Raw genomic sequence first — 22,178 nt, forward strand, 5'->3', positions numbered from 1 at the left:
TGAAAGATGGTTGATATTTATACATATTTTATCAATGACGTACTGATATAACAAATATATAGCTTGAAGAAAATTTTACATCTGTAGTATGACACAGGGGAATGAACGGAAAAGACCGCTTTTGGGGACTTAAACTTTTGTGCGGTTTTGGATAAGAAATAAATGTACACATATGAAAAAAACTGACCCATCAAAAATATCAGGGTCAGCTTTCATTAGCTTGAAAATGTGCCATATACTTTTTGGACATAATTCTGAGTTTCTTTAAAGGGCGGAATTCCATTATATTTATCTACGTTTCCTGGTCCGGCATTATAAGCAGCAAGGGCAACCTGGATGTCCCCGTCATAACGGGCCATCATTTGACTTAAATATTTACTCCCGCCCATGATGTTTTGTTCAGGGTCGGTTGCATCATCAACTCCCAGGCTCCTTGCAGTTGCGGGCATTAACTGCATAAGGCCAGTTGCACCAGCATAACTGGTTGCTTCAGGGTTAAAGTTCGATTCTTGTTTAATGACCGACTTAATCAGTTTTTCCGGGAGATTATACAAGCTGGCGGCCTGGCTGATGATTTGATCGTAATTTGTGACGGCTTCGCGAGTCTCATCGTTAGTATGGGCAGAAGCTATCTGGTTATTGGATGTCAGTCTGCTGGATTGAAGAAAGGACTTCGTTTCCGTTTCCACATTGGATAATAAGGAACCCAATGTCTGTGAAGTGCCTTCAAGAGCATCACCCGAAACGAGTACCGACAGCATGTCCTGGAAAACGGATCGAGATGAAACAGTTTTAGGGATGTTTCCATTTGTGAATTGCTGGATTGCCTGCAATCCCATAAAAGTCTTGAAATCTTGGATTATCAAATTTCCCACCTCCGAATATGGTTCAAACAGGATTATTCCTGGAATTTGGCGCGATAAAACCTCTTAACTTTATTTTCGGTTTCTCTTTCCGGAATTTGAAGGGTTTCAAGGAGAGTCAGGAAATTTTCTTTACCGGCTTTTGCATCCGTCACTTCATATTCAAGCTCGAAATCTTCCTGATTCACATATGAACTATGATCTAAAACAAGTAAACCCTCCTTGTAAGGGAATTCATAACGGTCGGTCTTTAATGTCCCAAAACAGGTAAAATCCTTTGGATTAACTCCGCATTCAATGATAAGCTGTTGGATCTCCCCTTCAGGGAAAGTGTTTTGATTCAGAAACGCATAAGCGGTTTCTTTAGAGATATCTTGATTCGTTTCCAATAATCCTTCTGTAGCAGGCTGTTTTAAAGTTAGCTCGTAACAGCCGTTTTTCTCCCGGATCCTAAGCGCAGAGTCCAGATTTTTCAAATGGAATTCGAATGTATCGAAGTAATGATTTTTCTGTGATTTAAAGTTCGATGTCCCGATATGAAAATAATCGATCAGTTGTCGAAATTCGTTTTCTTTCAAAAGGTTTTTAAACTCAATTTCAATATGCTGGCTCATGTGTCCCTTCCTTTCTGACTAAATATCTTAGGTTAATCATATAAGAACCATTCAAGCTGTCAAATTGAATACAATAATTTTTTGCTATTGTACTTGAATATTTAGGAATCAATTGCAGGATATGATAAAATAAAAACGTTGAACACGGGAAGTGGATTACCGTTTATAGAGAAATTAATACATACTTTTTGTTTTAAGAGAAAGATTCAATAGGATCCAGTGGTGAATTGGCAGTATGTCATAGGGCTGCTGGATAAGGAGAGCGTTCTGCCCATACCAGAGTTGAACAGACGCTTTTTAGATAGATATAGGTGGTGTGGCAATGGAGAGTTGGGACGATTTCTTGGCGCCTTATACTCAGGCTGTCGAAGAATTAAAGGTTAAGCTAAAGGGATTAAGGAAACAGTTTGAGAGAGAGAATATTCACTCACCGATCGAATTTGTAACAGGCAGGGTAAAGCCGATTGTCAGTATTTTGGATAAGGCGAGTCAGAAGGATATTGCCATTGATAAATTGGGAACCGAAATTCAGGATATTGCAGGACTTCGCATGATGTGCCAGTTCGTGGATGATATCGAACAGGTAGTTGAACTTTTACGAGGTCGCAATGACTTTGAGATAGTTGAGGAGAGGAATTATATTTCCCATAAAAAAGCAAGCGGCTACCGTTCTTATCATGTTGTCATCCGCTACCCGGTCCAGACGATCCATGGCGAAAAAAATATACTTGCCGAAATTCAAATCAGGACACTTGCTATGAATTTTTGGGCTACGATTGAACATTCTTTAAATTATAAATATAAAGGCATTTTTCCGGAAGATATTCAACTGCGGCTAAAACGCGCAGCTGAAGCCGCCTTCCTGCTTGATGCAGAGATGTCGCAAATCCGTACGGAAATCCAGGAAGCACAGCGTCTTTTTTCCAGGAAGAAAGATTCTTAAACGTATAAATGAACAAAAAGAAATCTAAATTGTAAGGTGGGATTACATGAAATTTGCGATTACGTCAAAAGGAGATGCGAAATCGAATACTTTAATGCAAAGGATGCGAACGTATCTTCAGGACTTTCATTTGGAATATGACGAAGATCAGCCGGATATTGTCATTTCTGTCGGTGGTGATGGCACATTATTATATGCATTTCACCGTTATAGTAATAGATTGGACAAAACCGCCTTTGTTGGTGTACATACAGGACATCTTGGTTTTTATGCAGATTGGACCCCTGATGAAATTGAAAAATTAGTGATAGCTTTAGCAAAAACCCCATTTCAAGTGGTGGAGTATCCACTGCTCGAAACAATCGTTCGTTATCAGCATGGAGGACGCGAAACCAGATTTCTGGCTTTGAATGAATCGACAGTCAAAAGTGTTGAAGGGACGCTTGTCATGGATGTTGAGATACGCGGCCAGCATTTTGAGACGTTCCGCGGAGATGGTCTATGCATTGCGACGCCATCTGGAAGTACGGCTTATAATAAGGCGCTTGGTGGAGCCATCGTCCATCCATCAATCGATGCCATTCAGATTACCGAATTGGCATCCATTAATAACCGGGTGTTTAGGACGGTAGGATCTCCTCTGCTGCTGCCGGCACATCATACATGTATGTTCCGGCCGGTCAATGCTGTCAATTTTCAAATTACGATCGATCATTTGACCCTGCTTCAAGAAGACGTCAAGTCGATACAGTGCCGAGTTGCAGATGAAAAGATCCGATTTGCCAGATTCCGCCCTTTTCCTTTCTGGAAAAGAGTGCATGATTCATTTATTGCTAATTAAGGAGATAGACTCACCTCATGTCAAATCAAAACTTTTCTTTGACCTGGTCGGTTTTTGAAGAGGATTCTGGCTCTTTATTGCGAGAGTTTCTCAGCAAATGCGATATTTCAAAACGAGCATTAACGGATATTAAGTTTAAAGGTGGATATATCCAGTTGAACGGCGAAGAAGTAACCGTAAGGGAACGGATTGAAACCGGCGACATCATCACCGTCATATTTCCGCCGGAGCAGGCAAGTGAAGGCCTTTTGCCAGAACCCATCCCCCTAAATGTCAGGTATGAAGATGAATTTGTATTGGTGGTGGCCAAGCCTTCTTCCATGAATACCATTCCTTCCCGGGAGCATCCCAACGGCAGTCTGGCCAATGGCTTGGCGGGATATTATAAGAAGAAGGGAATACAGGCAACGATCCATATTGTTACAAGGCTTGACCGCGATACATCGGGGTTGGTTTTAATTGCCAAGCATCGGCATATCCATCACCTTTTAAGTGAACAACAAAAATCAGGAAAGGTTAAACGGAGATACCAAGCCATAGCCGAAGGACTCGTTGATGGACCTGAAGGGGAGATAGTTGCGCCAATTGGCAGAAAGTCGACCAGCATCATTGAACGGGAAGTCAGGGACGATGGCCGGTATGCCTGTACTCTATTTAAGGTATTGGCACACACTGGGTCGCACACATTCCTCAATTTGGAACTCCAAACAGGGAGGACACATCAAATAAGGGTCCATATAGCCCATATTGGTCATCCATTGGCTGGTGATGATTTATATGGAGGGAGCAGGAGGGATATCTCTCGCCAGGCCCTTCATTGTTTTGAATTGAAATTTTTACATCCTTTCACAAAGAAGATGATGTTGTTTCAAGAAGAGCTACCTGAAGATATGACCCGATTGCTCGAGGGAAGTATAGGCTGGGATTTCTGATTTTATAACCGGCCCGCATCAAGCCGAAAACAAGATTAAGCAAAAATCCATAGACGCAAAAAAACTCACCAAGATGGCGAGTTTTTTTGGTTAATCAAAAGATGTCCTGAATTTTTCCGCTATATATGGCATGGTTGAAGGCACCTCTTGAAGATCCATTTCAGGATAACGGACAGCTGTTAGTTTTCCACCGAAGACGCAGCCTGTATCAATATTGTAAGTATGATTGACTCGTCTTGCTTCAGGGACTGGTGTATGACCATACACGATCCATTTTTCCCCTTTGTAGGATTGAGCCCAGTCCTTCCTGACCGGAGACCCATCTGGATGTTTGGAGCCATTGATATCACCGTAGAGGACAAAGGTTTTTACCTTACTGCTATATTGGCCAATATAATCACTGCGAATTCCCGCATGGGCAATGATCAGTCGTCCATCATCAATAAGTTGATATAGTGGGGAACGTTCATACAGATCCATGAATTTTTTTCGGATTTTCTTCTGCTCCCGAATGTTTAGGGATTCATATTCAGCTACTGTAGTCTCTAAACCATGTGATATTTGAACTTTATTGCCTGAAAAATAACGATACAATTTATTGCAATGGTTTCCTGGGGCATACCTTGCAATATTTTGGTTAATGACTAATTCATGGACAACCTCGATTACTTGAAGGGAATTAGGGCCGCGATCGGTTAAATCCCCTACAAAGCCGAGAACCCTTCCGGAGGGATGGACAGGAATCCCAGTATCCCATGTATAGCCCATTTTTTCCGTCAGTTGCTTGAATTCAGCGAAACATCCATGAATGTCCCCTATGATATCGATGTTCATTTGACACACCCTTTGTTTGTTTTGTATATGTTTATGGTATTAGTATAGTATTATTTAAAAAAATAAAATATAAACGAGGAAATGAAAAAATATGTTTTAGGAGGTGCAGGTTATGGAGGAGATGAAGGAAAGGGAACGTGTTCAAATGAATAACGGGCTTTTGCTTGAAGCGCTTAAAACGGAAAATCTGGATCAGTTCCGTACGGAGTTCCTTGAAATGCATCCATATGATCAAGCCCAATTTTATACAAGCTTGTCAGATGAATTCAGATCCGTCGTATATAGATATTTGTCACCGGAAGAAATGGCTGGCCTTTTTGAAAATATAGAAATAGATAAAGAGGATTTCGAAAGCCTGCTGGCTGAAATGAATCCTTCTTACGTGGCTGATATGCTTTCCCATATGTATGCAGATGACGCGGCTGACGTCCTAAATGAAATCAATGATGAGCAGGCCGTCAGCTATTTGACCATCATGGATGATGAAGCGGCAAGTGAAATCCAAGAGCTTCTAAACTATGAAGAGTATACAGCGGGAAGCATCATGACGACAGAGTTCATCGCCATAGAAGCAAACGAAACGGCTCGATCAGCCATGAAGATCTTAAAAAGGGAAGCTCCGCAAGCGGAGACGATATATTATGTGTTCGTTACCGATCAGGATAAGAAACTTCTTGGTGTCTTATCGCTCAGGACATTGATCATAGCTGATGAAGATGCTTTAATTGGTGATCTAATGGATGACCGGGTAGTATCCGTACCTGTATCTGAAGACCAGGAAGAGGTTGCGCGTAAAATAAGGGACTATAATTTCCTTGCCGTGCCAGTCGTCGATTTTCAAAACCATTTGTTAGGGATCATTACAGTTGATGATATCATTGATGTCATGGATGAAGAGGCATCCGATGATTATTCTAAATTAGCGGGTGTACCAGATCTCGATCATGTTGATAAGAGTCCCTTTTCTGCTGCAAAAAAACGGTTGCCATGGTTGATCATTCTCTTGTTCTTAGGCTTATTGACCGCTAGCCTTATTGGTCGTTTCGAGGAGACACTTAGCCAAAAAGCGATCCTGGCTGTATTTATTCCATTGATTGGCGGCATGGCTGGCAATACAGGAACACAAGCATTGGCCGTGGCGGTACGGGGAATTGCAACAGGGGAATTGGAGCAGGCAAGCAAGTGGAAGCTCGTCATACGGGAGGCGGGGACTGGCCTCATCACTGGCCTGACATGTGGAACAGCCATCATTTTCATTGTATATATTTGGCAAGGTGATCTAATGCTGGGTTTATTGGTTGGAATATCGATTTTCATTACTTTAATAGTTGCCACACTCGCGGGCTCGCTTGTACCGCTCCTCATGCATAAAATGAAGATTGACCCGGCGGTAGCCTCAGGACCATTCATTACAACTATCAATGACATTATCAGTGTTCTGATTTATTTTGGATTAGCTACATTATTCATGGGTTATTTACTATAAGTTAAAGCAGGCCTTTTGGGGAAGCGATATTCCAAAGGGACTTCAGAAAACGGTGTTTTTATCAGAGGAAATTTGGTATACTGTCATTAGTAGCAGGTACTAATAACTTGTATTAAAATTAGGAGGTCACATACGATGACTTTTTCATTAGAGGGAAAAACGTTTGTCATAATGGGTGTAGCGAATAAAAGAAGTATTGCATGGGGAGTTGCCCGTTCCTTACATAAGGCAGGTGCAAAGCTGATATTCACCTACGGAAAAGATCGTACAGAAAAAAGCGTTAGGGAACTATCTTCTACATTGGAAGGGAAGCCTTCCGCCATTTTACAATGTGATGTAACGAAGGATGAAAGCATTGAAAAATGTTTTGCGACGATTAAGGAAGAAATAGGTATCATTCATGGCGTGGCACACAGTATCGCATTTGCCAACAAGGAGGAACTTGACGGAGAGTTCGTCAACACGAGCCGTGAAGGGTTCTTGCTTGCCCATAATATCAGTTCTTTCTCTTTAACTGCTGTAGCTAAAGCTGCGAAAGAAATCATGCCGGAAGGTGGCAGTATTGTCACGATGACGTATCTTGGCGGTGAACGCGTCATGCCAAATTATAATGTAATGGGAGTGGCTAAGGCGTCACTTGAAGCCAGTGTCCGTTACCTATCAAGTGATCTTGGTAAAGATAACATTCGAGTGAATGCAATCTCAGCCGGTCCAATCCGTACGTTATCCGCTAAAGGTATCCGGGACTTCAATACAATCTTGAAGAAGATTGAAGAAGAAGCACCGCTCCGTCGTACAACGACTCCGGAAGAAGTAGGGGATACGGCGGTATTTTTATTAAGTGACATGTCCCGCGGAGTTACCGGGGAAAATATCCATGTGGATTCGGGTTATCATATAATCGGATGACATAAAAAAAGGGGACCTCTATGTCCCTTTTTTTATTGGTTTTCCCATCCTTTGTCTCTCTGCCCTTCAAAGATCGGTGTTAATCTGTGCTTTCCAGTATCTTGAATTTGCACATCAATTTGGATTGACCTGAGTGTGTCTTCTTTCAATGGAATTCTCCCGTTGGTTTCAACCTTCTTCCAAGCTTTAATATCCTTCCGATAGAGTTTTTCAGAAAGCCGGAAAAGGTCAATATCCCTTTTTTGTGTATATTGATAGGTTGTCTTTATTTCCTTTTTGATTGCACGTTTTATTTCTTTTTCATATTGATCACGTGTTGCCCCTTTTATCAACATTTCAACACTAGCTTTAACTTTCATCTTAATGTCAAAACGCACTTTTTCGTTTTTATCCACAAATGGTGTAATTTTACTTTTTTTATCATAAATGACAACAAATACGTCATTTTTCGTTTCTGGGAAAATGGTTACGTTGTCCCGAACAAAATCTTTATTGAACCACCTTCCGCCATTCAACATCTTCTTTGGGAGAATTGCTTTGATTTTATTCTCTGAGATGATAGCGACTGTTTCCATTAATAAATCCTTCTTCTTTTTTTCCTGACTGTTCCATTGTTCTGTTAATTTAAGTTGTGGAATCGCCACTTGATGGGCAGGTTCATCAATATTAATAATTATCTCTCTTAAATTAATGGGCGGGATAAAAGAGCTTTGTTTATAATTATCATCTGGGTCGCTTAATTTTGAAAAAGCCACGGAAACATTTTCGATAGGACTTATGAGCATCGCATCTTTAATTGAGTCTTTAGTCATGAAAAAGAAAATTCGGTAGCGTGTTTCGCGGTAGCGGTCTAAAAAATCAGCGGTATACTTAAGGCCGCCCGTTTTAATGGCTTCTTCCGAAAAAATCACAAAAGAGATGTGACCCCAGTAAACACGCCGGTCAGCCGTATGATACAAATTAAATATGGCTTCGTCCAATGTGCTTCCGGACGCTTTCCCAACATCAGCTGAGCTAAAGGAACTGGGGTCACCGCCTGCTTCGGATTTTGCTAACCCTCTCATGTTAATGATTTGAAGGTAGACAATGACCTTCCCGTCCTTGTAATCGATTCCTAAACCGTTTGCATAAATGAGACGTTCAGGTTCATTCGAATCCCAGCATCCTGACAGTATAGAAATACAACACGATAGGATGAGTATGTTTTTGATCTTTTTCATTTTTGTTCATCATCGCCTTTCCTCGTCGGATCTTTTGTAGAAAAGATGGGAGGGCGTCTTTTATCCAAAGAGGGAGGTATCTGAAAAAGAGTTTTAACGATATTGGACAAGCTTAAGTTGGCGGTCACTTCCATATAAGGAACACCCAATATTCGGATATTACTTACATATGCACAAAGAAACAGTGCTAACAGTATAAATGCGAAAAGTCCAAAAAAAGAAGCAGAAATAATAGCTAGGAGCCTTATTAAACTGATGACGCCATTGATGGGTTGATTGACGAGTGTGTAAGTAGCGACAGCTGAACCAGCAATCACTACAAGCATGGCAGGGCTTGTCAAACCGGAACGAATGGCTGCATCCCCAATGATTAAAGCACCCAATACACTTAATGTCGGTCCGACTGAAGTGGGTAAACGCATCTCTGCTTCTTTGAACACTTCAAAAACGATCACCATGGTTATCGCTTCCAATGCGGTTGGTAATGGCAATCCCCTCCTTGATTCGACAACTGTGGCCAACAAAATCAGCGGGAGCTGATCCTGATGAAAGGTGGTTAATGCAACCCAAAATCCTGGCAGAAGGGCAGCGATAAAAATGCCAAATATTCGAAGGGCCCTTTCGAAGGAAGCATAAATGGACGTATACTCATGATCTTCAGATGTTTTTAACACAATAAATAGGTTGATGGGTGTGATCATTGTGTAGGCTATACCATCAATCAGAATTAATAGTCTGCCTTTTAAAAGGCATTGCACGGCAAAATCCGGTTTACCGGTGTAGTCATGCCTTGGAAAGAGAAGAGAGGGCTGTCCTTCAATTAACCCCATAAATTGATTTCCTCCATATATCCCATCTATATCAATTGCTTCAATACTTTTAGTGATAGTTTGAACCATTTCAGGATCAGAGATATCATCCATATATAAAAGGGCGACTTTAGTCAATGTTCGCCTTCCCACTTCGAAATATTTCACACTCAAGGAGTTTGTTCGCATTCGCTTTCGTATTAAAGCGACATTTATGGATAAATCTTCTATGAATTATCTCTCGGCCCTTTTATCGTTACTTCTGTAGTTGTTTCCTCGGGAGTACGCTGCGGTCGATTAGCAATATTTGTAGACACCAGATAGTTGTATCCTTCAAAGTAAATCAATAATTTCCCAGAATAGATATCTGCGAACAACTCTTCCTTTGTGTTTACATCGGCAAGGTGAGGAAGATGAAGGGAGTCCTTTATGTCATCAATTTTTAAAGCTCCTCTTGGATGCTTTTCGAAAAATAAAGATAGCCCTTCAAATACAAGATTATTTAACAATTCAGTATCGATAAGACCGTCACATCCAATTAATGTGATTTTTATCGGAGACTCATCACGATATAAACTGCTTTGGAAGAATACATCTTCTGAATTATGAAAAATTTCTTTTATATCGTTTTCGCTTTTTATTATGAGATGTTCTGATTTTTCAATTTTACTATTCTGTTTGGACGGTTGCTTTTTCGTTTTTTTGAACATCGGATGAGGACCTCCTTTTTTTACGATTAAAACAAAAATACTTAAAGGATGGAAAACGCTAAAAAGAACCAGAATGTAACCGGCAAGACAATTGTTTTTATAATGTAATATAATATGACATCACTGAAACTGAATGAATTGGAAACGATAAGCATCACTAAATAGGCAATGAGCAATATCGTTTTGTTCAGCGGTTTTTTTATCGATAGGACTTCAAGCGATAAAAACAGTAAAAAGGAGACTCGTATGAATGCCCCGGTTAACCATTGATAAATGGATAAGAAGTCAAGGTGTTCAATGAACCTTCCCAAGGTGACCAATCCCCATTGCTCAAATGCAGGGTACTTTTGTCTTGAAGCTTCAAGCAGACCGAATTCGGTAATGGAGCCAATAAGGGGCCAAGGATAAGCCAAGTAAGGATAATGGTATTCAATGCAAATACCTTATATTTTATTTTCCCATGACCTTTTTGTTGAATGAAAAGTATGACAATCAACTCAATAAGCCCTGACAAAGGATAGATCATCCCAGAGAAAACAGGAGACCAGCCATGTTCAAGAATCGGTTGCAAAAGTGAATAATTTTTAAATTGAATATTTGCGATTGCCACAAAAAAACCAAACAGGATTACGGCAAATAATACGAATAGTATTGGTAATAGCAATCGTTTGGATGTTTGTTGAGGCAAGGAAAAAGCAAAATCCCGTAAAAAGGATTATTTCAAAAATCGGTGGAGTTACGGGCAAGTAGGATACTTTTGTCCATACAACCATCTCTTTCAACGAAACTGCAGCTAATGAAGCGAAACAAATACTTATGACAATGGATAACATTCTGCCTGGCGCTTTACCAATATTCGTTTCCACCCATACAAATATGTTGGTCTGACCGGTGGATTTATGGATGTAAAATAAAAGTAAACACCAAATCATTATCAATCCAAAAGCAAGTAAAACGGAAATCCATCCATCCCGTTTTGCACTTGGCAGTAAGTGCGGGAGGATCGTTACATGATTTTTCAAGCCGACAGCCGTCATCATGATTAAAGATAGTTGTACGGTTGAAATCTTCCCATTTTTTTTCATCCTCATTTACTCCTTTAACATATCATTATCTTTATTTTTCTCCATTAATACCCAACATATCCAAAATTGGTTACCGTCATTATTTAACATCTCCAGCATAAAAAAGGGTGAATTTCATATAAATGATACATAGAGTAGATATTAAACTGTTTGTGAGAATCAGTATAAACCTGCTTTCAACCCTATTCGTGAAAAAGAAGGAGGGGCATCATGGACGTGAAGAAAGTTGACCTGCCTTGTGCTGTTGGAAAACAAAACATACACAATATGCTGAAGAGACATACGAATTTGAATTTGGATGAAAAAAAATTCAGCACTTCATATACTGCCGAGGAATTGGTGGAGCTATTGTCCCGACTCCCTGCCTTTGCACCTAAGCCTGTTTGTAAATTCATCATCAATGACCGCACACTGTTTGGAAAATTGGAACATAAGAAAGAATCCAGTCTGTTCATAAGGCATAAATTCGGGAAAAAGGTTGTTCAATACCATATGAAACAGCTGCAGTCTGTGGATATTCTGAAATATTAAGGAGGATTTTCATGTCAGAGAATAATGGCGATAAGGAATCCAAACCATTGTTATATGTAGATCAGGCAAAAATCTCCGATCTGCGAGGGAATATGCAAAGTGATTTTCGAACGAAAAAAGAAACACCGCAAGAAAACGTTGAGCCGGTACTTCAGGAAGACGGGCATAAGGAAGAAAAAATCGAAAAGATCAAACGCGAATTTGGTGTTTATGATGTCATGAAGGAAATTGAAACAGAGATTACGGGTATAAGGAAAATTACCGAACAATATGTCCCAGAACAAACTCCGGTTAAACACATGGAAAATCCTGAACAATCAGAAAAGGAAACCGAAAAGCCAGTTAAGAAAAAAAGAAAGAAAGTGGAGAAAAGGGAATCTTCTGGGGACATCATTTCCCGCCTATCCAATCATCAAGGTTTTCCAAAGCCATTATGTGAGGCTGTTATTAACGGAGAAACGCTTCAGTTTCAGGTGTTGGGAATGAAGGGGGAATCAGTGAAGATTAAAAGAGGGAACCATATTCGTTTCGTAAGTCTACCGGATATTATTGATGCCAAAATAATTGGAGAATCCAAGAAGAAGGAGCAATATTGAATGATTCTCCCGGAAAATGAGTTCACCTTATTTCTAATAATAGGCTTGGCTTCTTTCAGGCTGACACGCTTGATCGTATTCGATAAAATCATGGAACCGATACGCCGCCCCTTTTTTAAAGAGATAGAGGAAAAAGATGAAGAAGGAGATGTGGAAATATTTTTAATGCCCAAAGAAAAGGGCCTGCTTGGCTGGGGTGGGCAACTGCTTAGCTGTTTTTGGTGTGTTGGTGTATGGGTCAGCCTTTTACTGGTACTCCTTTATATACAACATTGGTTTATAGGCTACGTACTGATTTTAACCCTTGCAGTAGCGGCAGTAGGCGCAATTATTGAGGTCATAATCAGCAAAATTATGGACATTTGATTGGAAACAACTTGTCTCTTCGTTCATATAGTATGGTATAGATCTTAAAGGAGGAGTCATAAATTGAATCAGAAACAGAATCCATGGGCTTATGCAAAACCGATTAAAAAAGATCAACCGGTCAAAATCAAGAAGGACTGTGGCTGTAATAATAACAATAAAAATAAAGGCTATTGAGTGAAAAAACCTTTCCATTTTGGAAAGGTTTTTTTATTTCCTAATCCTACCATTCATAAAAACCAGTTAAACAAGAAAATAATAATAGAACGATAAATTAGGATGTGATTCTATGTTCAGACAAGGAAGATATTTTAAGGGCAAATGGCTGTTTGTTATGTTTGTTTTGTGTTTGCTCACTGCCTGTAGCAGTCAGGGTGACGGAAAAACAGAGAATTTAGCATTGCTTAAACGTACGAATCCTAAACCGATGGATATCATTAATGGGATGGATGAAAAGGGTGAAAAGGGACTGATCTCAAAGGTCAAGGAAACCGTTGCTAACGAAGACGCCATCTATGATGTGATCGTCGTGAAAAATGGCAAAAAGATTATCGTCGCATATAAGGTTAAGCACTTAAAACGTTTTCATATGAAGAAAATTGAAAAAACTGTGACTGGAAATCTTGAAAAGCAGTTTCCCAAGTATGATTTTATCGTTTCGAGCGATTATAAAATCTTTTTGGAATCTGTAAGATTGAACGAGTTACTCAAGGAAAAAGATGTTCCCGAGAAAAAGGCGAAAAGGAAGTTCAAGGAGATTGAAGGACTTCAAAAAGAATTAATTTAGAAAGGGAGGTTCAGTACTATGAGCGGCAAGGAGAAAACTACCCCACAGCAGGATGCATATAAAGAGCTCCAAGGGAAGCATGAAATTAAAAGGCCAATAGTGAAGAATTGTTTGAAAGCCTTTTTAGTAGGTGGCATTTTCTGCATAGTGGGACAAGCCATTTCTTACTTCTATATTTACTTTTTTAACTTTACGGAACAGACAGCAGGTAGTCCAACAACTGCTACCATGGTATTTCTTGCTCTTCTAATGACCGGCTTCGGGTTTTACGACCGCATTGGCCAGTTCGGTGGGGCAGGAAGTGCCGTCCCTGTTACAGGGTTCGGTAACGCAGTCATTTCGGCAGCTATCGAACATCGGACTGAAGGATTTGTCCTTGGTGTTGGAGCCAATATGTTTAAATTGGCTGGATCGGTTATTTTATTTGGAGTATTTTCAGCCTTTGTCGTGGCGTTGATAAAAACGATTTATCAAATGATAGGGGGCTAAGCGGTGTTAAAGGGAAAACAAACATGGATGTTCGCCAATAAACCGGTCATCTTGGAAACAGGGGTAACAGGTGGGCCATTTGAGGCAAATGGAGAAATCGCTGGTGATTTTGATATCCTATACGATGATTTGTGGATGGAACAGGATTCTTATGAGAAGGCTCATCGCCATTTGATGGAGAAAGCGGTTGAGCTTGCACTGGAGAAAGGTAAGATTGACAAGGAGCAGGTACAATTTTTCTTGGCGGGTGATTTAATCAATCAGGTTACACCCACAAGTTTTGCAGCCAGAACCAACGGCATTCCATACTTCGGCTTGTTTGGAGCCTGTTCCACTTCAATGGAAGGTCTCGCTCTAGCTGCCTTCATCACCAATTATGGCGGGGCTAACTATGTGTTGACAGGCGCCTCGAGCCATAATGCAGCTGTTGAAAAGCAATTTCGCTATCCAACTGAATATGGAGGGCAAAAACCTCCGACAGCTCAATGGACGATAACAGGAGCAGGGGTGGCACTGGTAGCTCCTAATGGAAGCAAGCAAGGGGAATTTCCCCATATCGTCTCGGCCACCATCGGAAAGGTCATTGACATGGGATTGAAGGATCCCTTCAATATGGGGGGAGCGATGGCCCCAGCCGCCGTCGATACGATTCTTGCCCATTTCAAAGATACTGGTTTGACCCCGGATGATTATGATTACATCATTACTGGTGATTTGGGGAAAATAGGCAGAGGGACAGCCATTGACTTATTAAAACAAAAGGGCTGCGATATCAATCAGGAAAAATTCAAAGATTGCGGATTGATGATTTTTAAAAAGGATCAGCCTGCTTTGGCAGGCGGGAGTGGTGCGGGATGTTCGGCTGTGGTTTTATATGGCCATATACTAAATGAAATGATTTCTGGTAAATATAAAAGAATCCTGCTTGTTGCAACAGGAGCATTATTGTCACCGCTATCTGTCCAGCAAAAAGATTCCATTCCGTGCATTGCCCATGCGGTAGCCATTGAATATGGATGAAATCATGAAAAAGGAGAGATTTGGATGTTAGCAATGTTTTTTTGGGCCTTTGTCATCGGTGGCTTGATATGTGTAGTCGGCCAGCTTCTTTTCGATGTTGGCAAGCTGACACCAGCACATACGTTAAGCCTGTTCGTTGTAATAGGAGCTGTTCTTGGCGGGTTTGAATTATACGAACCGCTTGTTGACTTTGCCGGTGCTGGAGCAACCATACCAATCGTTTCTTTTGGGAATTCGCTCGTGAACGGGGCAATGATGGAATCGGAAAAACACGGTCTCGTTGGCGTACTGACAGGTATGTTTGAAATTACGAGTTCCGGTATCTCTGCAGCTATCATCTTTGGATTTATCGGGGCGTTAGTTTTCAGACCAAAAGGTTAAAATAACGGAAATAGGCAGCCTGGACTAGGACATGGCCTATACATATTTGTCCAGACCTACATATGTTATCAGTAAGCTTTAGCGAGAGCGAGGTGATATAGTATGTTTGGTTTCGGTGGCTACGGTTGTGGCAACAGCTGTTATGGCTACGGAGGCGGTTATGGCGGAGGCTATGGTTGCGGCGGTTCTACTTTCGCGATAATCGTCGTCTTGTTTATCCTATTAATCATTGTAGGGGCTTCTTTCTGCTGCTAACGTAAATGGAATAGGCAGAAGAAGCCTATTCCATTTATTTTTATTTGTGAGGGCCTAGCACCATTTTTCTGTTAATACATAGGATAGGTACAGAAAAGGGAGGGGCTTAGGTATGGATAATAACTTTTTTAAAAACATAGAAGGTAAAACGGGCGTAAATATGAAGGATGTATTAGAGTTGGCAAACTCTCTACAGGGAGCCAATTTCAAAGATGAAACAACAGTTAGAAGCGTCATCAAGCGCGTTTCAAAAATAGCAAATAAGCCGGTCAATAAGGAAACGGAAGATAAGATCGTCCATTCCATTGTATCTGAAGGGAATAAACTGGATTTCGGGACCATTTCCAATATGATAAATAAAAAGTGAAAAAAAGGCCTGCTAAAGTGCAGGCCTCAGTTTGTCGACAAAAGGGGTTAGGAATTAACATTCCGAACCCCTTTTGAAATTCCCTTTGAATTTTGCTCAATATTAAGGAATTGGGTATACGAGCCCACTATGTTAGGCCATTTTTGGACCTTGCCATGCCAATTGGCCATCTTTCTTTACATTCATGGCAGCGAAAGTAAGCATCGACAATTTTTTAAGTCCCCTTAAAGTAGTCCAACGCATACCATGCTTTTCTTTTGCATCTGGGAATACACGCTCAATCGTTTCCTTGCGTTTCGCATAGATAGGTTTTACATCTTGATGATGACGCAGGTGATCTGCTTCTTCCATATTTTCTTGCCAGATATGGCGCGTCACCACTTTTTGATGGTCTTTGCTTTGTGTACACTGTGATAAAAATGAACATGTCTTACAAATGTGTTTGGGAGATTTGTACTCACGATGTCCCTCTTTATTTGTTGTTGAGTACTTTAAAATCTCGACCGATGGGCAAAGGTAACAGTCAAAATGTTCATCGTAAACATACTCATGTTTGCGGAAGAATCCTTCTTTTGTTCGTGGCCGTGTATAGGGTAAAGCCGGTGTGATTTCTTTGTCAAAGAGGTAGCTTGTAATGGCTGGTGTTTTATAAGCTGCATCTGCGGCAACGGCTTCAGGCTTTCCAACTTTCTCAATCACTTGTTCAACCAGTGGCTCTAACATATGGCTATCATGCGTATTTCCAGGTGTTACAATCGACCCTAGCACAAAACCATTGCGGTCTGCAGCCGTGTGAAATGAATAGGCAAACTGTTTTGTCCGTTCATCTTTCACATAGTAACCACTCTCAGGATCTGTTGTACTTTCTTTCATCTCTTTGGTTTCTTCCTTATAAAATTTATCTGGTGGAAAAGGTTTCTTTCCATGGTTTTCACAATCTTGATTTATTTCTTCTTGAAGGCATTCTTGATACGCTCGTGTTTCCTTGCGAACGACTTTCTTTGCGAACTTTCGCTTATTTGCACTGACTTTCACATGAGTGGAATCAACGAATACATGCTCAGCACTTATTAACTTTCTTTCGGAAGCTGTCATTAAGATGCGATAGAAAATCTGTTCAAACAGGTCAGTATCTTTAAAGCGTCGCTCGTAATTTTTCCCGAACGTTGAGAAGTGAGGCACTTTATCATGGAAACCGTAACCTAAAAACCAACGGTAAGCCATATTCGTTTTAACTTCTTCAATTGTTTTACGCATCGAACGAATACCAAAGGTATATTGAATCAATGTCAATTTAACTAAAATAACTGGATCAATACTTGGGCGCCCTATCTCTGAATACATATCTTTCACCAAGTCATAAATGAAAGTGAAGTCAATGGCCGCCTCTCAATTTTACGAACCAAATGGTTCGCTGGCACCAGTTGATCTCGCTGAATAGAATCATGTTTAGAAAGCATCCTCATCACCTCAAGTTATAATACTTTTATTTTAAAACAAAAATGACTCCAGGCAAAAGTGTTCCATCTAAAAGGCAAGACAAAGTTGATTGGAACGGAAGGTATGAGACTCCTGCGGGAAAAGCGCGTCTAGGGGAGACCCCGCAGGCGAAAGCCGAGGAGGCTCCCGGACCGCCCGCGGAAAGCGAGTGCCTGGAGTGGAAATCAACGTCCAAATTGTACAAGCCATAAAAATAGACAAACTCAATTTTCATCGGGTTTGTCTACAGTCTGAGGCCTGCTAAAGTGCAGGCCTTTCTCATTTCGATTTTCAAAGAGAGATATTATTCACTTTTGGTCAAAGCTTCAAGAAACGTGATGGATAAGCGGTCCGTCCCCGTCTAGTTTGCAGGATGGAAAGGTAAAGATCCTTTTTAGCCCGGGTTGCTGCTACATAGAGCAAACGTCTTTCTTCTTCAAGAGGGGCCAGCTCCCCTTTTCGGTATGATTCAAGTGCGAAATCATGAGGAATGCTGCCATCGACAGCAGCAAGAACATAAACGGTTTGATATTCAAGCCCTTTTGAACGGTGTATGGTAGTTAGCTGTATGGCATCCTTAAAATGTTTCGATAGCTGTTTTATCTCTTGAACCATCGCAGTCATATGATCGACATGATCAAGGAAAGCGGCGACGGTGGGAAAACGATTTGCTGCCACCTTTAGGTCGCGGATGTCATCGGAACCTTTTTCCAGGTTTGCTTCATTTCCGCGCTTTTTTACATATTCCTGGTATCCCAAATCTTTCTCGATGATTTCTAAAGCTACAAGTGGAGCCATATTTTTTAAAGAGCGGATTTGTCCTGGGATCGTTTTTAATTTTCGTTCTTGAAAAGCATGTCCTGTCTTAACAAAAGCAAATGCATCGATAAAATCACAATCCTGCAGTATTGTCATTGCTTTTAACTCCTGTAATATACTTTGCTTTAAAAATAAGGAGGAAAGGACATCAGATGCTGCCTTGCTATCATGGGGAAACAAACTCAGGCGCATAAAGGCAAGCATGCCGCGAATGACCCTGCGCTGATAAAACGAATCTGCATCCTTTTCAATGACAAATGGCAGGTTTGAAGCGGCTAGCCGTTCAAAAATCGCCCTGGACATCGTATGTGTCCTATACAAAACTGCAAAGTCCCCAGGGTTTGCTCCCTTGGATATTTTTTCTTGGATGTCGGATACGATCATCGTTGCTTCCAATTCCTCATCATAAGGATAAAATAATACAGGGGGATTACCAGAATCATGCTGTGCTGTCATCTTTTTTTCCATCCGGTTCTGGTTGCGCTTGATCAAGCGGTTCGCTGTAGCGACAATTTCATGAGAAGAGCGATAATTCTCGGTCAGCTTTACCACTTGGGATCTAGGGAAATCATGATTGAAATTCAGAATATACTTCGGATCGCTTCCGCGGAAAGAATAAATGGATTGATCATCATCCCCAACCGCACATACATTTTTTGATTCAGCAGAGAGGAGTTTTATCAATTCATATTGAACTTTATTGATATCCTGAAACTCATCAACCAAAAAATAGTTAAATCTTTGCTGATATTTCTTCAAAAAATCCGGGTGGTTTTTTAAAAATACATAACAGCCTACAAGCATATCATCAAAATCATATTTCCCTGTTTGCTGTTTATATTCTTCATATTTCTTATATAAAAATAAACAGGATTTCTCCCACTCGTCTGTCGGTTTAATATCTTCTGGAAAGGCCAAGGAATTTTTCCAAAGCCCAATTTGTTGAAGGGCTTGATCATATGCAAATTCCTTATCATCAAGTTCCAATTCCCTGCCAGCCTGTTTCAATATCTTTTCTTTTTCCCATTCCCACTTCAATAGGAAATCACGCTGCCATTTGGATGGTTCGTGAAAAATCAGGATTTTATAAAAGATGCTATGAAAGGTCCCGCTAACTATTTGAGAAACAAGGGAAGGCGTCATATAGGGATAGCCGAGCAGACGCTGCTGCATTTCCTTTGCAGATTTCGCCGTGAATGTTACAAGCATGATACTTTTTGGATCAATCTTCTTCACTGTGAGCATATAGGCAGTACGTACCGTTAATACCCGGGTTTTCCCACTGCCGGCTCCTGATAGGACGAGGATTGGTCCATCGATCGTCATTACCGCTTTGAGTTGCTCTGCATCTAGAACAACCCCGGATGAGGATAATTCCTGAAAGTATGGTTCCTCTGGTTGTTCCAGGGCAGAAGGTTTATCTGAATACTTCGGATTGCCAGTTATGGGCCGGCTTTTAAGGAAAGGTTCCGTAATGGTTTTTGTTTCTGTAATGGTTCGTGATGTAGGAATCCTAAATCCATTCTGTTCCATATATTCTAATGGCCTGTCCTCATTTATCGGTTCTGAATTCGGCATTTCGCAGTGAGCCTGCGATGGGTCACTATGATAAAAATAGGGTGTCTCATGGATCCCAATAAATAATTTCACTGGTTTATGACAAATGATACAAGAAAGCTGATCACGTTTTCCTTTTTCAAAAAGTGTCTGCAGCTCACCAGCTGAAACGGTATGTAAATGTACGATTTCATTGCCAGATTTTGCTTGATTCATATAAATGGATACCTCTAATCTATTAAAAATATCGGCAATACTCATCATACCAGAAGATTAGGAAAAAAGAATGCGGAAATAGTGTTTAAATCTCATTCCAGACGGGTAATTAAATGACAACATAACTATTTAAATAAAGGTGGGATTCCAATGGGATACATAGCACCTGTTACACAATTTGATTATATTCAATATGCCAACCGGACGGTCGGAGCTGAAGAGAAAGTAAGAATTGTCAAAGGAACGAAACCCATTCAACCGATCCGCTTTGATCAGGTGTTGGAAGAGGAAATGGGAAGCTTTGAAGGATTCGATCAAGTTCAATATCATAATCGGGAAAGGACGAATGGAGCAGGCGCTAATAAAAATCAAATGTTAGTGAAGAATTTACGGCTGAAATGACGGGAAAAGGGTGGTATTTCAACGAAAGTGTCTAGTTTTGCAAAGAAAAACAAAAGAGGACACGTGAAGTGTCCTTTTTGTGTTGATCTCTTAGAGAACGTCAATTTCCACGATTAGAGCTAACAATAATTGTAGTAAAAGTTGAATGTTAAGAGCGATTTGTGCATCAGTTGTTACAACGTCGATATCACGGCTGTTTTCAACAATTGTTTTTTGGCGCGTGATTTGTTTAACATTAGAAGATTGGATTAATTCTTGGGTAATCCTATCAGCATTATCATTATCTGCAACGGAAATGCTTACGATGATCGCGATAGCTGCTTGTAGAGCGGATTGTAGAGAAAGAGCCGCTTTAACATCTGTTGAAGTGATATTTACATTACAGGAATCTTTAATGTAAATTAGTTCTTCGGAAAGCTGAACCTGAGAATTGTCTTGTCTTGCCTCTTGTTCGATCGAGTCGTCTTCGTTATTGCAGAATCCTGTCAGGGGGTGGTGTGAAGCTGAATCTAGGGCTGACCATGATCTTTCAGAGTCTTCATGAGTGTTACAGTTGCTACGATATACATTTTGGTTCATGTTGTTTTTTCCTCCTTAGGTTTTATTCCCTATTAAAATATGCTTTGATGGTTAATCGGGTTGGACGAATAAATCAGTTAATTCGTCTATTTTTTAATACTTAGGGAAAGTATTAGTGTGTGGGGGGATGAATGATAAAAGAAGCTGGAGCTTCAGGAATGAAATGTAAGTGCTGCTATGTCTCTGTTACTTATTTCTCCCCAGCAAGTAGGGTTTGATTAGGTGAAATGGTGAATCATTTATCTTTGGAATCCGTGAATTTGTTGTGAATAGAATTTGTAATTGGATTAACATCTTTTTCAGTGATGTTCTTGTCTTGGTTTATGATTTTTTGCGATTGCTCTTGTAAATAGCGAATGGTTTCTCTAAGGTTATTTCTTTCTTTTTCAGTTAGATCGACTTTTTCCTTTTTGAAACCATGTTTTCTCATAGTCCTCGAAACCAGCAGTTCCATTAATCTTTTTTGAGACTCCTCCAGGTTAAATTCATTGTTGCCCATAAAATTTTCCCTCCTTCTTGCTTTCTATATATAGTCTATGTATTTTTGCGGAGATTGCCATTGAACAGAAATGGTTTTTTTATAAAACGATAATTTAAGATCATGAACGAACAAAAAAACGCTGTCCAATCAGAAAACTGAAAGGACAGCGTTTTTATATCATAAAATGGTCTTCGTCATCGTTTTATGAGGTATGCCAGCATCCATGAATTCGTCAGAAACGATCTCATATCCTAACTTTGAATAAAAAGGAATCGCGTGCACCTGGGCATCAAGCTTTAATTGAGGTACTTCCCGTTCGCTTGCGTATTCCTCAATAGCGTTCATGATCATGGCACCGGCACCATTCTTTCGGCCCGATGATAGTACACAAATGCGCTGGACTTTACCAATGTTGTCGATGACCCTGAAGCGGCCGGCACCTATTGGCTGATCCTGATCATCATATAAAACGAAATGTGCAGACTCTTCTTCATATTCATCGATCTCTTCTTCAAGAGGGACTTTTTGTTCCTGGACGAATACTTTTTTTCGAATCATATAAGCATTTTCAAGCTCTTGGCTGTTCTCTGCAATTTTTACAAACACG

At 40.4% G+C, this 22,178-nt stretch carries 27 protein-coding genes and 1 pseudogene; 15 read left to right on the plus strand and 13 right to left on the minus strand.

Going from position 1 to position 22,178, the window contains the following annotated elements:
* Window positions 1–215: 215 nt before the first annotated feature.
* Window positions 216–866 carry a lytic transglycosylase domain-containing protein gene (locus tag UP17_RS29185; protein ID WP_061462106.1) on the minus strand — a complete coding sequence of 217 codons (651 nt, stop codon included), beginning with the start codon at window positions 864–866 and terminating at the stop codon, window positions 216–218.
* A 32-nt stretch (window positions 867–898) separates the two neighbouring features.
* Entirely contained in the window at window positions 899–1,477 is a 579-nt protein-coding gene (locus UP17_RS06030; RefSeq protein WP_061462107.1) for a CYTH domain-containing protein, read from the minus strand.
* Between the two features lie 322 nt (window positions 1,478–1,799).
* Here UP17_RS06030 and UP17_RS06035 point away from each other — a divergent pair, with 322 nt between their 5' ends.
* The 3 genes from UP17_RS06035 to UP17_RS06045 are packed head-to-tail and all read left to right on the plus strand — an operon-like array spanning window position 1,800 to window position 4,193.
* Window positions 1,800–2,420 carry a GTP diphosphokinase gene (locus UP17_RS06035; RefSeq protein WP_061462108.1) on the plus strand — a complete coding sequence of 207 codons (621 nt, stop codon included), beginning with the start codon at window positions 1,800–1,802 and terminating at the stop codon, window positions 2,418–2,420.
* A 46-nt stretch (window positions 2,421–2,466) separates the two neighbouring features.
* On the plus strand, window positions 2,467–3,261 hold the full coding sequence (locus UP17_RS06040; protein WP_061462109.1) for an NAD kinase: 795 nt from the start codon (window positions 2,467–2,469) through the stop codon (window positions 3,259–3,261).
* Between the two features lie 17 nt (window positions 3,262–3,278).
* The gene (locus UP17_RS06045; RefSeq protein ID WP_061462110.1) at window positions 3,279–4,193 is read left to right on the plus strand and encodes an RluA family pseudouridine synthase; all 915 of its coding nucleotides are present in this window, start codon (window positions 3,279–3,281) and stop codon (window positions 4,191–4,193) included.
* A gap of 90 nt (window positions 4,194–4,283) precedes the next feature.
* Here UP17_RS06045 and prpE read toward each other — a convergent pair whose 3' ends face one another.
* A complete protein-coding gene (gene prpE / locus UP17_RS06050; protein ID WP_061462111.1) occupies window positions 4,284–5,027 on the minus strand; it encodes a bis(5'-nucleosyl)-tetraphosphatase PrpE in 744 nt (247 codons plus the stop codon).
* A gap of 145 nt (window positions 5,028–5,172) precedes the next feature.
* Between prpE and mgtE the strand changes: the two genes are divergently transcribed.
* Window positions 5,173–6,513, plus strand: a complete 1,341-nt coding sequence (mgtE, locus tag UP17_RS06055) for a magnesium transporter (RefSeq protein ID WP_375166308.1) — start codon at window positions 5,173–5,175, stop codon at window positions 6,511–6,513.
* Window positions 6,514–6,648: 135 nt separating this feature from the next.
* On the plus strand, window positions 6,649–7,422 hold the full coding sequence (gene fabI / locus UP17_RS06060) for an enoyl-ACP reductase FabI (RefSeq protein ID WP_061462113.1): 774 nt from the start codon (window positions 6,649–6,651) through the stop codon (window positions 7,420–7,422).
* Window positions 7,423–7,454: 32 nt separating this feature from the next.
* Here fabI and UP17_RS06065 read toward each other — a convergent pair whose 3' ends face one another.
* The 5 genes from UP17_RS06065 to UP17_RS06080 all read right to left on the minus strand — a co-directional run bounded on the left by UP17_RS06065 (window position 7,455) and on the right by UP17_RS06080 (window position 11,246).
* Complete coding sequence (locus tag UP17_RS06065) at window positions 7,455–8,642, minus strand: Ger(x)C family spore germination protein (protein ID WP_061462114.1); 1,188 nt, start codon at window positions 8,640–8,642, stop codon at window positions 7,455–7,457.
* On the minus strand, window positions 8,639–9,640 hold the full coding sequence (locus UP17_RS06070) for a spore germination protein (RefSeq protein ID WP_081108726.1): 1,002 nt from the start codon (window positions 9,638–9,640) through the stop codon (window positions 8,639–8,641). Before UP17_RS06070 ends, UP17_RS06065 begins: the two co-directional genes overlap by 4 nt.
* A 38-nt stretch (window positions 9,641–9,678) precedes the next feature.
* The gene (locus UP17_RS29190) at window positions 9,679–10,161 is read right to left on the minus strand and encodes a spore germination protein (RefSeq protein ID WP_081108727.1); all 483 of its coding nucleotides are present in this window, start codon (window positions 10,159–10,161) and stop codon (window positions 9,679–9,681) included.
* A gap of 41 nt (window positions 10,162–10,202) precedes the next feature.
* Complete coding sequence (locus tag UP17_RS27380) at window positions 10,203–10,472, minus strand: hypothetical protein (RefSeq protein ID WP_155727256.1); 270 nt, start codon at window positions 10,470–10,472, stop codon at window positions 10,203–10,205.
* Between the two features lie 273 nt (window positions 10,473–10,745).
* On the minus strand, window positions 10,746–11,246 hold the full coding sequence (locus UP17_RS06080; RefSeq protein ID WP_061462116.1) for a GerAB/ArcD/ProY family transporter: 501 nt from the start codon (window positions 11,244–11,246) through the stop codon (window positions 10,746–10,748).
* Window positions 11,247–11,456: 210 nt separating this feature from the next.
* On the opposite strand from UP17_RS06080, the gene UP17_RS06085 reads away from it, so the two are divergent.
* The 9 genes from UP17_RS06085 (at window position 11,457) to UP17_RS06120 (ending at window position 16,038) form a co-directional block, all read left to right on the plus strand.
* A complete protein-coding gene (locus UP17_RS06085; RefSeq protein WP_061462117.1) occupies window positions 11,457–11,777 on the plus strand; it encodes a hypothetical protein in 321 nt (106 codons plus the stop codon).
* A gap of 11 nt (window positions 11,778–11,788) precedes the next feature.
* Window positions 11,789–12,373 carry a hypothetical protein gene (locus UP17_RS06090; protein WP_061462118.1) on the plus strand — a complete coding sequence of 195 codons (585 nt, stop codon included), beginning with the start codon at window positions 11,789–11,791 and terminating at the stop codon, window positions 12,371–12,373.
* Complete coding sequence (locus UP17_RS06095) at window positions 12,374–12,739, plus strand: DUF1360 domain-containing protein (RefSeq protein ID WP_061462119.1); 366 nt, start codon at window positions 12,374–12,376, stop codon at window positions 12,737–12,739. It begins immediately after the preceding gene.
* A gap of 289 nt (window positions 12,740–13,028) precedes the next feature.
* A complete protein-coding gene (locus UP17_RS06100; protein ID WP_061462120.1) occupies window positions 13,029–13,526 on the plus strand; it encodes a hypothetical protein in 498 nt (165 codons plus the stop codon).
* Window positions 13,527–13,544: 18 nt separating this feature from the next.
* Window positions 13,545–14,015: a stage V sporulation protein AC gene (spoVAC, locus tag UP17_RS06105; RefSeq protein ID WP_061462121.1), complete on the plus strand. Its 471-nt coding sequence runs from the start codon at window positions 13,545–13,547 to the stop codon at window positions 14,013–14,015.
* A gap of 3 nt (window positions 14,016–14,018) precedes the next feature.
* The gene (gene spoVAD / locus UP17_RS06110; protein ID WP_061462122.1) at window positions 14,019–15,035 is read left to right on the plus strand and encodes a stage V sporulation protein AD; all 1,017 of its coding nucleotides are present in this window, start codon (window positions 14,019–14,021) and stop codon (window positions 15,033–15,035) included.
* Between the two features lie 24 nt (window positions 15,036–15,059).
* Window positions 15,060–15,416 carry a stage V sporulation protein AE gene (gene spoVAE, locus UP17_RS06115; protein WP_061462123.1) on the plus strand — a complete coding sequence of 119 codons (357 nt, stop codon included), beginning with the start codon at window positions 15,060–15,062 and terminating at the stop codon, window positions 15,414–15,416.
* A gap of 102 nt (window positions 15,417–15,518) precedes the next feature.
* Entirely contained in the window at window positions 15,519–15,671 is a 153-nt protein-coding gene (locus UP17_RS26110; RefSeq protein ID WP_081108729.1) for a YjcZ family sporulation protein, read from the plus strand.
* 112 nt (window positions 15,672–15,783) lie between these two features.
* The gene (locus tag UP17_RS06120; RefSeq protein ID WP_061462124.1) at window positions 15,784–16,038 is read left to right on the plus strand and encodes a sporulation-specific transcription regulator SpoVIF; all 255 of its coding nucleotides are present in this window, start codon (window positions 15,784–15,786) and stop codon (window positions 16,036–16,038) included.
* A gap of 132 nt (window positions 16,039–16,170) precedes the next feature.
* On the opposite strand, the pseudogene UP17_RS06125 reads toward UP17_RS06120, so the two are convergent.
* Together UP17_RS06125 and UP17_RS06130 are read right to left on the minus strand one after the other, a co-directional pair.
* Window positions 16,171–17,498 (minus strand): annotated as a pseudogene (locus UP17_RS06125) (IS1182 family transposase).
* A 337-nt stretch (window positions 17,499–17,835) separates the two neighbouring features.
* Window positions 17,836–20,109 (minus strand): ATP-dependent helicase, encoded by a 2,274-nt coding sequence (locus tag UP17_RS06130; RefSeq protein WP_061462125.1) that lies wholly within the window; start codon window positions 20,107–20,109, stop codon window positions 17,836–17,838.
* A gap of 150 nt (window positions 20,110–20,259) precedes the next feature.
* Here UP17_RS06130 and UP17_RS06135 point away from each other — a divergent pair, with 150 nt between their 5' ends.
* A complete protein-coding gene (locus UP17_RS06135; protein WP_061462126.1) occupies window positions 20,260–20,511 on the plus strand; it encodes a hypothetical protein in 252 nt (83 codons plus the stop codon).
* A 90-nt stretch (window positions 20,512–20,601) separates the two neighbouring features.
* Here UP17_RS06135 and UP17_RS06140 read toward each other — a convergent pair whose 3' ends face one another.
* The 3 genes from UP17_RS06140 to UP17_RS06150 all read right to left on the minus strand — a co-directional run bounded on the left by UP17_RS06140 (window position 20,602) and on the right by UP17_RS06150 (window position 22,177).
* The gene (locus UP17_RS06140) at window positions 20,602–21,090 is read right to left on the minus strand and encodes a spore coat protein (protein ID WP_061462127.1); all 489 of its coding nucleotides are present in this window, start codon (window positions 21,088–21,090) and stop codon (window positions 20,602–20,604) included.
* Between the two features lie 235 nt (window positions 21,091–21,325).
* The gene (locus tag UP17_RS06145) at window positions 21,326–21,589 is read right to left on the minus strand and encodes a hypothetical protein (protein WP_061462128.1); all 264 of its coding nucleotides are present in this window, start codon (window positions 21,587–21,589) and stop codon (window positions 21,326–21,328) included.
* 159 nt (window positions 21,590–21,748) lie between these two features.
* A complete protein-coding gene (locus UP17_RS06150) occupies window positions 21,749–22,177 on the minus strand; it encodes a GNAT family N-acetyltransferase (RefSeq protein WP_061462129.1) in 429 nt (142 codons plus the stop codon).
* Window position 22,178: the final 1 nt, after the last annotated feature.

The sequence above is a fragment of the Peribacillus simplex genome (assembly GCF_001578185.1).
GTDB lineage: Bacteria > Bacillota > Bacilli > Bacillales > DSM-1321 > Peribacillus > Peribacillus simplex_A.

What these genes read in the sequence shown, in the direction of transcription:
- UP17_RS06095 (WP_061462119.1), top strand. Translation starts at nt 12,374, where the DNA reads ATGATTCTCCCGGAAAATGAGTTCACCTTATTTCTAATAATAGGCTTG.
- UP17_RS06035 (WP_061462108.1), top strand. Translation starts at nt 1,800, where the DNA reads ATGGAGAGTTGGGACGATTTCTTGGCGCCTTATACTCAGGCTGTCGAA.
- UP17_RS06145 (WP_061462128.1), bottom strand. Translation starts at nt 21,589, where the DNA reads ATGGGCAACAATGAATTTAACCTGGAGGAGTCTCAAAAAAGATTAATG.
- UP17_RS29190 (WP_081108727.1), bottom strand. Translation starts at nt 10,161, where the DNA reads ATGTTCAAAAAAACGAAAAAGCAACCGTCCAAACAGAATAGTAAAATT.
- UP17_RS06045 (WP_061462110.1), top strand. Translation starts at nt 3,279, where the DNA reads ATGTCAAATCAAAACTTTTCTTTGACCTGGTCGGTTTTTGAAGAGGAT.
- UP17_RS06070 (WP_081108726.1), bottom strand. Translation starts at nt 9,640, where the DNA reads ATGCGAACAAACTCCTTGAGTGTGAAATATTTCGAAGTGGGAAGGCGA.
- UP17_RS06120 (WP_061462124.1), top strand. Translation starts at nt 15,784, where the DNA reads ATGGATAATAACTTTTTTAAAAACATAGAAGGTAAAACGGGCGTAAAT.
- UP17_RS06100 (WP_061462120.1), top strand. Translation starts at nt 13,029, where the DNA reads ATGTTCAGACAAGGAAGATATTTTAAGGGCAAATGGCTGTTTGTTATG.
- spoVAC (WP_061462121.1), top strand. Translation starts at nt 13,545, where the DNA reads ATGAGCGGCAAGGAGAAAACTACCCCACAGCAGGATGCATATAAAGAG.
- UP17_RS26110 (WP_081108729.1), top strand. Translation starts at nt 15,519, where the DNA reads ATGTTTGGTTTCGGTGGCTACGGTTGTGGCAACAGCTGTTATGGCTAC.
- UP17_RS06140 (WP_061462127.1), bottom strand. Translation starts at nt 21,090, where the DNA reads ATGAACCAAAATGTATATCGTAGCAACTGTAACACTCATGAAGACTCT.
- UP17_RS06090 (WP_061462118.1), top strand. Translation starts at nt 11,789, where the DNA reads ATGTCAGAGAATAATGGCGATAAGGAATCCAAACCATTGTTATATGTA.
- UP17_RS06030 (WP_061462107.1), bottom strand. Translation starts at nt 1,477, where the DNA reads ATGAGCCAGCATATTGAAATTGAGTTTAAAAACCTTTTGAAAGAAAAC.
- UP17_RS06080 (WP_061462116.1), bottom strand. Translation starts at nt 11,246, where the DNA reads ATGAAAAAAAATGGGAAGATTTCAACCGTACAACTATCTTTAATCATG.
- mgtE (WP_375166308.1), top strand. Translation starts at nt 5,173, where the DNA reads ATGAATAACGGGCTTTTGCTTGAAGCGCTTAAAACGGAAAATCTGGAT.
- spoVAE (WP_061462123.1), top strand. Translation starts at nt 15,060, where the DNA reads ATGTTAGCAATGTTTTTTTGGGCCTTTGTCATCGGTGGCTTGATATGT.
- UP17_RS06065 (WP_061462114.1), bottom strand. Translation starts at nt 8,642, where the DNA reads ATGAAAAAGATCAAAAACATACTCATCCTATCGTGTTGTATTTCTATA.
- prpE (WP_061462111.1), bottom strand. Translation starts at nt 5,027, where the DNA reads ATGAACATCGATATCATAGGGGACATTCATGGATGTTTCGCTGAATTC.
- UP17_RS06040 (WP_061462109.1), top strand. Translation starts at nt 2,467, where the DNA reads ATGAAATTTGCGATTACGTCAAAAGGAGATGCGAAATCGAATACTTTA.
- fabI (WP_061462113.1), top strand. Translation starts at nt 6,649, where the DNA reads ATGACTTTTTCATTAGAGGGAAAAACGTTTGTCATAATGGGTGTAGCG.
- UP17_RS06135 (WP_061462126.1), top strand. Translation starts at nt 20,260, where the DNA reads ATGGGATACATAGCACCTGTTACACAATTTGATTATATTCAATATGCC.
- UP17_RS06130 (WP_061462125.1), bottom strand. Translation starts at nt 20,109, where the DNA reads ATGAATCAAGCAAAATCTGGCAATGAAATCGTACATTTACATACCGTT.
- UP17_RS06085 (WP_061462117.1), top strand. Translation starts at nt 11,457, where the DNA reads ATGGACGTGAAGAAAGTTGACCTGCCTTGTGCTGTTGGAAAACAAAAC.